This window comes from Porphyromonas gulae DSM 15663, from assembly GCF_000378065.1.
Taxonomy (GTDB): Bacteria; Bacteroidota; Bacteroidia; order Bacteroidales; family Porphyromonadaceae; genus Porphyromonas; species Porphyromonas gulae.
On sequence record NZ_KB899187.1, the window covers coordinates 1 to 12,517 of the forward strand.

Genomic DNA, 12,517 nt, shown 5'->3' on the forward strand with positions numbered 1-12,517 from the left:
ATCGAGTCCCAATCGGTTTGCGATAAGCTGATTTATGATTCTCAATCGGACATTATCTTATATGAAGGCTTTGAGGCCGGAAGTATTCCTGAAGGTTGGTCGCTCATTGATGCAGATGGAGACACGTGGAATTGGGATTTTGTTCATTGGACTATTCCAGGACATAATAGTAGCAAATGCATATCCTCAGCATCATATTTACCGATGATTGGCGTTTTAACCCCGGATAATTATCTCATTACTCCTAAACTTGAAGGCGAGGCCGAAAGAGTTAAGTATTGGGTCTGTGCTCAAGATGCGGATTGGGCAGCGGAACATTATGCGGTGATGGTTTCGACAACGGGGACTGCTGTCGAAGATTTCGTTATGTTGTTTGAAGAAACGATGACCGCGAAAGTGGCCGGTGCATGGTATCAGAGAACGATCAACCTGCCTGCAGGGACTAAATATATCGCATGGCGGCATTACAATTGCACGGATATGTTTTTCTTGAAATTGGATGACATTACGGTTTATCGTTCTACTGAGCCTGTTCCCGAGCCTGTTACTGATTTCGTTGTCTCGCTTATTGAGAATAACAAGGGACGCTTGAAATGGAATTATCCTAACGGCTACGAACCCGATAAGACTGATGATAAAGACCGATTGCAGCTTGCCGGCTACAAAATCTATGCAAACGGCTCGCTCCTTGTTCACATACAAGACCCGACTGTTTTGGAGTATATCGATGAGACTTATTCTTCACGAGACGATCAGGTGGAAGTGGAGTATTGTGTCACTGCCGTTTATAGTGACAATATCGAGTCCCAATCGGTTTGCGATAAGCTGAACTATACTGTCACATCCTTGGATAATATTCAATCTGATAGAAGCTTGAAAATATATCCTAATCCGGCATCGCATGTTTTAAGGATAGAGGGATTGAGTCGTAACAAGTCAACAATCGAGTTGTATAATGCGCTGGGAATTTGCGTATTAAGGGAAGAGACCCATTCGGAGAAAACGGAAATCGATGTTTCACGTCTCAATGACGGAGTCTACTTGATTAAAGTAGTCGGTGGAAATAAAACAACAACCGAAAAGGTAGAGATAAAGAGGCCGTGAGCTTCCTTGGGTAAGACTTATTTTTCAGCACACCCAAAGCGGTAGTTTCTGAGAAAAGTACCGGGAGATACAGAAAGAGAATTTTTTGTCGATTGGGGGAGGAGATGTTTGCTTGTTTGGCAATCTCTTCCCCCCTTCTTCAAAATGCACTTATGCCGGACAGATATTTCGGTTGTTCAATTTGGGCATTTCACTACGACCGTTCCTTCGGAATGGGCGAGCGACTGAAGGGTAAGAAATAGTAAGAGAGATGATGCTTACTCGAAGCGGCGCGATATATCTGCCTCATCGATGATACTGACGATGAGCTTGCCGTCCGGCGTATAGGTGGAGTCGTTCGAAGCAAAAAGCTCGGCCAAGAGATCGCTGGCCTCTTCTGCTGTCGGTGTCTTGCCACAAGGGATGGCTTGATACTCGGCTATTTGGGTGGCAATCAGTTCGAGCATTTGTTCATGCGATGATCTGCCATCTTCGAGTGTAGTATGGATGACATCCCGCACGACATCTGCCGCACAGTCTATGATTTGTACAGGTGCTGCCAGCAGCGAATAGGAAGAGACACCGAGGGGCGACAAATCGAACCCGACAGATTGGAGTTCGTCCACAGCTGCCTTCACGGCAGAAGCATCCGACGGATTGAATTCGAGGAGTTCGGGGAAGAGAAGTTGTTGCTGTTCGATATGACGTCTTGATTCGTCGGCCATGAAACGATCGTAAAGAATACGCTTGTGGGCGCGATGATAATCGACCAGAGCCAAACCCCTACTCAGAGTAGTCACCAGATAACGGCCGCGATGGACATAGCAGAGCGTATCGGCAGAGGGAGTCGCAGATACGGCAGAGGGAGTAAAATCGGTCGAGGCGAACAGTTCTTCCGAGCGGATCGGTGGTTCTGCCATCTTCTCGGCATCTCGCTTGGCTTCGAACTGCTTGAAGAGTTCGTTCCAGCCCATATCCGGCGATTGACGCCGCGAACTGCGGATAGGCTCCGTCAGTCCGGTTTCTTTGAAGGGATTATACGATGGATCCAGATCTACGGGCGGACGGGCGATGTTTTTCCCGGGACCTTGATAGGCCGGGATGTCGATCAGTTCTTTGCGGTCGAAGTCAATGGCCGGTACTGCATTACTGGAGCTGAGTGCTTCACGAATGACCACACCGATGAGTTTGAAGATAGCCTGTTCGTCGGAGAACTTGATTTCGGTCTTGGTCGGGTGGATATTGACATCGATCTGGGAGGGTTCAAGATCGAAATATAGGAAGTAATTGGGCATTGTTCCCTGAGGGATAATCGCCTCATAGGCAGCCATCACGGCTTTGTGGAAGTAGGGATGACGCATGTAGCGTCCATTCACGAAGAAGTACTGCAGGGCACCTCGTTTGCGAGCGCCATCGGGCCGTCCCACGAAGCCGGATATATTGGTGATGGGGCTTTTCATCCCGATGGGTATCAGATCTTTCTCTATTCTCTTTCCGAATACATCGAGGATTCTTTTCTTCAGAGGAGAGGGGGGGAGATCCTGCACCAGCTCCCCCGAATGGTAGATAGAGAAAGCAACTTGCGGATTGACCAAAGCCACCCGTTCGTATTCGGTCAGGATGTGCCGAAATTCCGTTTCATTCGATTTGAGAAACTTTCGACGTGCGGGTACGTTGTAGAAGAGATTTTTTACGCAAAGAATACAGCCCTGCGGTGAGGTGACAGTAGCCACTTCGTCTACTTCGGAGCCATTGATGGTAAGGCGTGTACCCAGCTCATCCTCAGCCCTTCGGGTTAGGAGTTCCACTTGTGCAACAGCTGCAATCGAAGCCAGGGCTTCACCTCGAAAGCCCATCGTCCGAAGGCTGAACAGATCCTGAAAAGAAGCTATCTTGGAAGTGGCATGTCGTTCGAAAGCCATTCGGGCATCGCTTTGGCTCATACCCTTGCCGTTGTCGGTGACGCGTATCAGCTCGCGACCGGCCTCCCTGACATCCAGCCTGATGATGGAAGCACCGGCATCCAAAGCATTTTCCAATAGCTCCTTGACGACGGAGGCCGGACGTTGGATTACTTCGCCGGCAGCAATTTGATTGGCGATACTGTCCGGCAGGAGGCGTATGACGTCGCTCATAGGATAACCTTAAAAACCAGCCACGATAGCAAGCAAACGGCTACGAGCAAAGCCAACGTGCGGAGTGTTCGTCCCGAGCGAGTGGATTGTGTCTCGCCTTGTAGCTGTCGCTCTTTCAGATGTTGGGTGCCTTCTACAAAGGTTCCGCGTATACGAGGGCGATAGCCGGAGTAGTCGCGTGATGAAGACTGTCCGTCTTGCTCTGCTTGCTCTTGTTCGACTTCGCGTCTGATGCGTTCGATACGTTTCTCCAACTCATCGCGTCGCTGATCGTAATAGATGGGTTTGTGGTCAAAAGACCGCGGCTTGCGCTGTTTGTAGAATGATCCTAATCCCATAGTTGTTCTCTATTAAAGATGAGTGGAGTGAAGAAAAGGTCGAAGAAGTCTTCCTCTTTGCTGTCCGTAGTAGGTCGGGCAATATAGGGAGAGAGCATGTTTGTAGGATTGGCGACTTCTTTGTTGTCCGAAGAAGTCGGAGGAATAGAGTCAGTCTGTAGAGCAGCAACAGTCAATGAGTCTTTTCTCTCCTCTTCTGCCAAAGCTCTATAAGCACGAAGAGCTGCCAAAGCACCGCTAAAGCGTCGCAGATCGGACAGCGATCGATGTACCTGCAAGACAGAATCAGGCTGCCTGCGGAAAAGATCCTTCTCGGATTTCGGTCTGATAGTCTCTTCCCAACGGAAGGATGCCAAGCGTTGAAGGTCGGGTGTAAGCATTTTGATCGGGTAGCCTTTGCCCGATGCTACGCCTTGCAAGAGCACTTTCTTGAGTTGGCCTTCTTCGAAATCAGCAATTATAGAGGGGGATTCGATCCGATTCATCAGATACCAGCGTTTCGATCGTTTGTGCTGTTCGTATTGGATGACTTCGGCATTGCCATGTACCTGTATCTGGCGTACAAGGCTGTCCTGCATATAGGCTCTGATACGTCTACCGGCCAGCTGGTCGTACATGATGGAATCTATCCTCCGTACGGCAAGAGCCTTGGTAAGGACATCGACATAGTCCAGACTGTCATTGCGGAATTTGAACCGAATCGTATCGCCACTTAACTGGGAGCCTTCATTCCACATAATGGGGTTGTCATAGAGGTAGAGCAGCGAATCGCGAGAGTCGTACTGCATAGAGTCGGCAATAGCTTGGACATCGGTTCGATAGACCCGTACATGTCTGTATCCGCGTGCTATCCGCCTATCTTCGGGCACGCGGCGCTGGGTGATCATTTCAAGCGTGTCGGCCGCAGCCCATAAAGTGTCGGGTTTGGAAAAGTCGATCATATAAGATCGTTCGGTCGCGAAGGCATAGTCTTTCTTCTCATCGTAATAGCCGTATTCGCCGTAAAGAGAAGAACGGTTCACCGTATCGGTCAGGATCATATTGCCGAAGGCTTCGCCAAAGCCGGTACGACGGTCATAAAAGATCGAGTCCCCAGTCAATTGCTTGGCACCGTTAGAAGAATAAACAATGGAGCGATCCAGCAAAATGCCTACATCAGTATTCGAATCGTATACTCCTCGCGTGGAAACGATATAGCCGGAATCCGACCTCATTTTCGTAGGCCCCAGAATGTGACTGATTTTGGTATCTGTATTATAATGAAGTTCTTCCGTGTCCATGGTATAATCCTTATTTTCTAAATGGACATTATCTCGGAAGATGGCATCGGATGTGGCGGGAGAGTATTCTCCGTAGCTGGAGGTCAGCGTATTGAGGGAGTCGACTATGCTACCACTTTCGAAATAGTAGCCCAGGTTCATGACCCGATCATAATCCAAACTATCCGTAAAGAGAGTAGCCGAACGATTTTCCAGTCGTACTTCATGACGAAGACGAGCGTATTTGATATTCCCATCGTAATGGAGGTAGCGAGCGAACATGGATACGGTATCGCCCTGCTGCATAGAGACCTGGCCGAATGCTTCGAAAGTGTTCTCTTTCTGATTAAGATGAGCACTGTCGCAACGCATCACAGCTCCTTCATGCTTGATCACGACATTGCCAAGGAGCCGCTGTACATCGGGGTTGTAAAGTCTGTCGTAACGGAGTTCATCGGCATGTTCGAGGATGACATGCGCTTTCCCCTTACTCCCTTTGGGAGGGGGACCTTGGAGGGATGCAAGGGCAGAAAAAGAAAGAGTGACGATCAGAATTATCGCCCCTAATTGTCGGCTGCTGAGCCGAGACGCGCGTTTTTCTCCCTTTCTCATTTATTTGTCTTCGATGCGGAAAGAAGATCTCTCTTCCCAAAGAGGTTTTCTTCCCGACCGAATTATTGTCTGTCTTCAAGCCAGCCCGGATAGCGGAACTGACAGTTGCGGTAGGCCGGTTCGATGTGGATATAAGTCTCTTTCTGTTTCTTTCTTATCCATGCATCGATGACGCTTTCTTTCTTTTTGTTCAGGGCTAAGGCCTTGATCGTTTGAAAATCCGAGTTCATATTGGCACGGTGTCCCTCGATCAGGTTTTTGACCTTCACGATGACAACCTCTTCATTGCCTTTGTCCGTTTTGAGGATAAAGGGCTTGGAGACTTCACCGGGCTTCATGTTGTAGACAACTCGGCTGATATCCTGTGGTAGCTCTTCGTATTTGAAGCGGGAGGAGCTATAAAAATCGCTCTGCTGGATCTTATTGACCATAAGCCCCTGATTGTTGCGCGTGTCGTTATCTTCGGAGTATTGGGCTACGGCCTTCTCAAAGGTCAGCTTATTTTCTTTTATCAGGGAGTATAAGCTATCCAGCTTGTTTGTAGTTTCCGTCAAGGCTGCATCAGATACTTTGGGTTTGAGTACGATTTGTCGGAAGTTGATCACATCGCCTCGTTTCTCTATGAGCTGAACGATATGATAGCCATCGTCGGTTTTGATGATCGGGGAAACACGCTTCGTATCGGTGAGTGAAAAAACCACACGTGCAAACTCTGCGTCGAGCGAAGCCTTGCTGACAAAGCCGTATTCACCGCCTTGTAAAGAAGTCTTGGAATCTTCGGAGTACAAACGAGCCAGCGTGGTGAAATCGCGTCGTCCTTCATTGATCTCATCCGAAAATTCCCGTAGCCTCTTTTTGATAGCGTCCGTTTCGTGCAGTGAAATCACGGGCTTGATGGTCAGTAGCTGTACCTCCACCGTAGTAGGAATATAAGGCAAACTATCCTGCGGAAGTGAAGCAAAGTACTGACGAATTTCAGAAGGGGTCACCTTGACGTTTTCATCGATTTTTCTTCGCATCATGCGAACGATCTCCCCGTTCCGGACTTCTACACGCTGTTCTTCGCGTATCTGCGTGTACTTCCGATTGAAGTATTCTTCCATCTTTTCTTTGGACCCGAACTGCTGGATATAATCGGCCAAATACATATCCACATAGCGGTTTACATCCGCCTCATTGACTTCGATACTGTCTATCTTGGCTTGATTGAGAAAAAGCTTTTGGACGGCAATCTGCTCAGGGATATAGCAGTCCGCATCCCCCTCAAGAGGACGTCCCGAACTAAGCAAGAAACGCTTGGTTGCCTCTATGTCTGAGCGCAGAATCGGCTCGTCTCCGACCATCCATACGACTTCGTCGATCACGTTCTTCTGTGCTATGGAGGAGGGGAGTGCCCAGTAGAGCAGCGACAACATGATTATGCAGATACGCATTCCATTCTTTTTCATCTTTCGTATCGTATTATAGCATCATTAACGGATGCATTAGTTTGCCATTTCGGATAAGAACTTGATCCGCACCAAACGAATCTCTTCTTCAGAATAGTCCTTGCCGAGTTCTTGCATAGCCTCCTCCAAAGAGTCTGTGGTGGATTCTTTGAAGTACTCGAATATATCTTCCAAATGATCCTCATCCATGACCTCATTGATGAAGTAGTCGATATTGATTCGAGTGCCGGAGTAGACTATGGTCTCGACCTCTGACAGCAATTCGGAAAAATCCAGTCCATGGCTCACAGCTATATCATCTAGTGCGACCTTGCGATCGATTTGCTGAACGATGGAGACCTTCATCTTCGATTTGTTGGCGAGTGTACGTACACGCATGTCCTCCGGACGTTCAATCTCGTTTTCCTCTACGTGACGACGGATCAGCTCGAGGAATTCTTTCCCATAACGAGTAGCCTTACCGGCACCTACACCGGGGATATTCTGCAGCTCTTCGATCGTAACGGGATAGAACGTAGCCATAGCCTCCAACGAGGGATCTTGAAAGATAACGTAGGGAGGCAGTTTGAGAGATGCACCCAACTTCTTCCTCAGGTCTTTCATCATAGCGAACAGAACCGGATCCATGGCACCACCGGAACCACGTCCTCCCGCCTTGGGAGAATCTTCATCCTCGTCCTCTTCGTTCTCATCGACTATCTTGAAAGAAACGGGCTTGTTGGCAAATTTCTTGCCTTTGGCTGTCACTTTCAGCAATCCGTAGTTTTCGATGTCTCGATTCAAATAGCCTGAAAGGAGTGCCTGTCTGATAACTGCAGTCCATGTTGTCTCCGTTTCGTCGCTTCCAATACCGAAAACTTCTAAATCTTGATGCCCGAAAGACTCTATATCGGGAGTCAATTCGCCCATCAATACATTAATTACATACTCCGTTTTGAACTGTTCCTTCAGAGCAGAAACCGTTTCCAAAACGTTTAACAATAGTTCCTTTGCTTCCACTTGCTTATACGTACTCGTACAATTATCACATGCACCACAGTTTTCCTGGGTATAGTCCTCTCCGAAATAATGGAGAAGCAGCTTGCGCCTACAGACTCTACTCTCAGCAAATGCTGCGGTCTCGGCCAGTAGCTGGCGCCCGATCTCCTGCTCGGAAATGGGCTTGCCCTGCATGAATTTCTCTAATCGTTGCAGGTCTTTGGGACGATAGAACGCGATACATTCGCCTTCTCCTCCGTCTCGGCCGGCACGTCCCGTCTCCTGATAATACCCTTCCAAACTCTTGGGCATATCATAGTGGATGACGTAGCGAACATCCGGCTTGTCGATGCCCATTCCAAAAGCAATGGTAGCGACGATCACACTTATCTCTTCGTTCAGAAAAGCGTCCTGATTGGTCGCTCGCTCTGTGGCGTCAAGTCCGGCATGATATGGAAGAGCTTTGATCCCATTGGCCTGCAAAACCTGGGCAAAAGTAGTTACTTTATTTCGACTCATGCAATAGACAATACCGCTCTTTCCCGGCTGGGATAAGATGTATTTGACTACGTCACGATCTACATCCTGTGTTTTAGGACGTATATGATAAAAAAGATTGGGACGATTGAAAGACGATTTGAATACATCGGCATCCATCATTCCGAGACTCTTTTGAATATCATGCTGCACTTTCGGGGTAGCCGTAGCTGTCAAAGCTATGATCGATCGGGGTCCTATTTCATTGATGATAGGGCGAATCCGTCTGTATTCGGGTCTGAAGTCATGCCCCCATTCGGATATACAGTGAGCTTCGTCTATAGCGTAAAACGAAATGTCTATTTCGCGCAGAAAAGCAATGTTTTCTTCTTTTGTCAAAGATTCGGGAGCAACGTACAACAGCTTGGTAAGTCCACCGCGTACATCGTTCTTGACACGCTCGAGCTGTGTCTTATTCAAAGACGAATTCATGAAGTGAGCCACACCGTCCTTAGCACTGAAACTACGCATGGCATCCACCTGATTCTTCATCAGAGCGATAAGGGGGGAGACTACGATGGCCGTGCCGGTCATGAGCATGGCCGGCAACTGGTAGCATAGGGATTTTCCGCCTCCTGTGGGCATCAGCACAAAAGTGTTCCGTTCGGCTAATACATTTCTGATGATAGCCTCCTGATTGCCCTTGAATCGGTCAAATCCAAAATACTGCTGTAATTTTTCGGCCAGAACAATGTCCATAATACAACACTTGATAGGTGTGTCACACTACACTCCGGGTAGCAACTCCTTGGGGTTGGATTCTCTTGGGTTCACTTATTGATCCTGTAGCAAATCGTCGATATTCAAATGAGCCTCGGCATAGGCTTTGTCCACGACCAAAGTCTTCTTTTTACCTGATGGCATCGTGAACATCGCATCCATCATGATCGTCTCTACGATAGAGCGTAGTCCACGTGCACCCAATTTGAATTCGATAGCTTTGTCAACGACAAAGTCAAGCATATCAGACGTAAAAGACACCTTGATACCATCCATGGCAAATAGTTTTTCGTATTGCTTGGTGATAGCATTCTTCGGCTCCGTCATGATGTTTCTAAGAGCATCCCGATCCAACGGCTCCAAATGGGTCAGAATAGGTAGACGACCGATGATTTCAGGGATCAGCCCAAAGGACTTCAAATCCTGCGGACGAATATAGCGAAGCATATTCTCACGATCGATATGCCTGTTCTGCAGTCCGGCAGTATATCCTACCACGCGAGTATTGAGTCGCTGAGCAATTTTCTTCTCTATCCCATCGAAAGCTCCTGCACAAACAAAGAGAATATGTCTCGTGTCCACGGGAATCATCTTTTGCTCCGGATGTTTGCGACCGCCTTGAGGCGGAACATTCACGATCGAACCTTCCAGTAGCTTCAGTAGCCCCTGTTGTACACCTTCCCCACTGACATCGCGCGTGATAGAAGGATTGTCGCTCTTACGGGCTATCTTGTCTATCTCATCGATAAAGACAATCCCCTTCTCAGCTTGTTTGACATCGTAGTCCGCAGCCTGCAAAAGTCTGGTGAGAATACTCTCAATGTCTTCTCCCACATAGCCGGCTTCGGTCAGTACTGTAGCGTCGACTACAGCAAAAGGGACATGGAGCATTTTGGCTATCGTGCGAGCCAAGAGCGTCTTGCCGGTTCCCGTGGGGCCGACCATAATAATATTGCTTTTCTCAATCTCTACTCCATCGCTGTCTTCTTGCTGGAGCAATCGTTTGTAATGATTGTATACAGCGACAGAGAGAAAACGTTTGGCATCATCCTGCCCGATAACATACGAATCGAGAAATTCTTTGATTTCTATAGGTCGAGGCAAATCCTCTCTCTTCAGATCGCTCGCCTTTTCCGAATTGAATTTTTGTAGTGCTTCCCGAACTACCTCTCCGGCACGGAGGGCGCATTCATCGCAGATGTGACCATTGACGCCTTCCAGCATCAGATTCACCTGCGTCCTCGGCATGCCACAAAAACTACAGTATTCTTCGTCCTTTTTCTTTGCCATGAGATATATAGTCTCCTTGCGATAAGAGGGCTACTTCCGATTCTTTTCGAGGATTTTATCTATCATCCCGTACTCCAATGCTTCGGGGGCTGTCATCCAATAGTCCCGGTCACTGTCTTTCTCGACCTGTTCGACGGGCTTTCCACTGTGAGAAGAGATAATGGTGTAAAGCTCTTTCTTGACGCGCAGAATCTCGCGAGCTGCGATCTCCAAATCGCTGGCCTGACCCTGCATACCGCCAAGCGGCTGGTGTATCATCACGCGGGAATGGGGCAAAGCAAAGCGTTTGCCTTTCGTTCCTGCTACGAGCAGCACTGATGCCATAGAAGCAGCCATACCTGTACAGATAGTAGCCACATCGCACCCTATATATTGCATCGTATCGTATATGCCATAGCCGGCATAAACAGATCCACCGGGTGAATTCAGATAGATGGAAATATCCTTACCTGGGTCGGCACTATCGAGATAAAGAAGCTGTGCTTGAATAACATTGGCCGTATAATCATCGATTTGAGTGCCAAGGAAGATGATCCGATCCATCATGAGACGTGAGAACACATCCATTTGTGCAACGTTCAACTGGCGTTCTTCGATAATGGTCGGAGAGATGTAGCTGCTTTGGATTCTGGTATAGTCGTCCAAAGCCTGTGCGTTCAACCCGATATGTCGGGTTGCGTATTTTTTGAATTCGTTCATTGTCTTTCTGTGATCATATTTTTTTTCGCCCGTCAAATGGGCAAAAGCAATCGTTACGCATAAAAACAAAAGTAACTATTTTCCGACTTTCTCCCAAACATAAAAAGAGCCATTTGCACATTGCATATTACGGTGTCGATTGCAGGGGTGTGATATTTAGAATGAAAACCTCAAAGAGCCTTCTCAAGTTCGGTTGTTTGTCTTTTTTCGTGTGCTAGGTTCATTAGAAATTACGTGCCAAAAAACTTTTCAACAACGAAGAAGTGTTTGGAATGATTCCAAATAAGCAGTGGTAAGGAAGTGGGTTTTGATGTGAAAAAGATGAGAAAGCCAACTTTTTACGGTCAGAAACTGCTTTTAGAGAAGTCGGATAATGATTTGTATATCAATCATTTTCGATTTATATACAGATGGTTTTCGATTTATATATAAATCGTTTTCAATAAATATATAGATCGCAAGTCATTTATATATAGATCGTAGGCTCAAAAAGGCCTTTTCGGAGAGGGATAAAACGAAGACACCCGCCGAGTTCCTTGTAGAACTCGGCGAGTGCCATGTATGTTTGGAGAGGGTTATAGAGAGCGCTATTCCTCTTTATTCGTCATGGGAACATCCTTTTTTGGAGTGGATAACACCGGGACATGTACGGGGTAGATCAGGCCCGATATATTAGGCGATGTATGTATGAGGGAGTGTGCATATTCATTGTCGTTCAGTCGTCAAGTAGTTTGTCAATATCTTTCTATGTCAATCCGATAAGCAGTTCCGGAGGAGAACTTCACGCTCTCCATCGTTGCCATGTCAGTGGGCAAATGTAGCAAAAACTGCGAACCGAGGGAATCGAAACTCGCATTGGGGACAGGGCAACCGCAAAAATTTCGAGAAAATACAAGTTGCTAATTTTCGGATAATTGCATTTTGGAGGTTATACTCAAAGATAAAGAATACACTCAAAAATATGACTGATAATCAGGTGCTTACATTTTGATGCGGTTGCCCTGCTAAAAAGTCAATTGCATATTCCACTTAGTTGATAGTTTCAGGATGGGATGTTCCCAAAAGGAGATTGTTGCATGGGAGTTTCATTGAGCTCTTTTGCTGCAGAGCTGATTCTTAGTGTCTTCGGGAAAGGTCAAACCTTCGGTATATGGACACAGCAAGCAAACAGAAATTTCATCAAGTTTCCATTAGAGAAGTACTCCTTTCCTCGTCAAATCAATGCTTGTGCCGATAGGCGAGAAATAAGGAATGATTGTCGGCTGTTTCTTGCTTCTTGCACGATGCAGGACGCGATTGTCAGCTGATTCTTGCTCCCTGCATGATGCAGGACGCGATTGTCAGCTGATTCTTGCTTCCTGCACGATGCAGGACGCGATTGTCAGTTGATTCTTGCTTCCTGCACGATGCAGGACGCG

General features: G+C 47.3%; 8 protein-coding genes. 1 reads left to right on the plus strand and 7 read right to left on the minus strand.

What is annotated here, in order from left to right; all coding sequences use genetic code 11:
* On the plus strand, positions 1 to 1,104 hold a 1,104-nt coding region (locus F452_RS0109960), incomplete at its 5' end, for a T9SS-dependent choice-of-anchor J family protein (protein ID WP_018966054.1).
* Positions 1,105 to 1,361: 257 nt separating this feature from the next.
* Here F452_RS0109960 and mutL read toward each other — a convergent pair.
* From mutL to clpP, 7 genes are all read right to left on the minus strand, one after another.
* Positions 1,362 to 3,218: a DNA mismatch repair endonuclease MutL gene (gene mutL, locus F452_RS0109965; protein WP_018966055.1), complete on the minus strand. Its 1,857-nt coding sequence runs from the start codon at positions 3,216 to 3,218 to the stop codon at positions 1,362 to 1,364.
* The gene (locus F452_RS0109970) at positions 3,215 to 3,556 is read right to left on the minus strand and encodes a hypothetical protein (protein ID WP_018966056.1); all 342 of its coding nucleotides are present in this window, start codon (positions 3,554 to 3,556) and stop codon (positions 3,215 to 3,217) included. Before F452_RS0109970 ends, mutL begins: the two co-directional genes overlap by 4 nt.
* Positions 3,547 to 5,427, minus strand: coding sequence for an OstA-like protein (locus F452_RS0109975; protein WP_018966057.1), 1,881 nt, complete (start codon positions 5,425 to 5,427; stop codon positions 3,547 to 3,549). Before F452_RS0109975 ends, F452_RS0109970 begins: the two co-directional genes overlap by 10 nt.
* A gap of 62 nt (positions 5,428 to 5,489) precedes the next feature.
* A complete protein-coding gene (locus F452_RS0109980; protein WP_018966058.1) occupies positions 5,490 to 6,875 on the minus strand; it encodes a peptidylprolyl isomerase in 1,386 nt (461 codons plus the stop codon).
* Between the two features lie 36 nt (positions 6,876 to 6,911).
* Complete coding sequence (gene recQ / locus F452_RS0109985) at positions 6,912 to 9,089, minus strand: DNA helicase RecQ (protein WP_018966059.1); 2,178 nt, start codon at positions 9,087 to 9,089, stop codon at positions 6,912 to 6,914.
* Positions 9,090 to 9,164: 75 nt separating this feature from the next.
* On the minus strand, positions 9,165 to 10,400 hold the full coding sequence (clpX, locus tag F452_RS0109990; protein WP_026292375.1) for an ATP-dependent Clp protease ATP-binding subunit ClpX: 1,236 nt from the start codon (positions 10,398 to 10,400) through the stop codon (positions 9,165 to 9,167).
* 30 nt (positions 10,401 to 10,430) lie between these two features.
* The gene (clpP, locus tag F452_RS0109995; RefSeq protein ID WP_010956008.1) at positions 10,431 to 11,099 is read right to left on the minus strand and encodes an ATP-dependent Clp endopeptidase proteolytic subunit ClpP; all 669 of its coding nucleotides are present in this window, start codon (positions 11,097 to 11,099) and stop codon (positions 10,431 to 10,433) included.
* Positions 11,100 to 12,517: the final 1,418 nt, after the last annotated feature.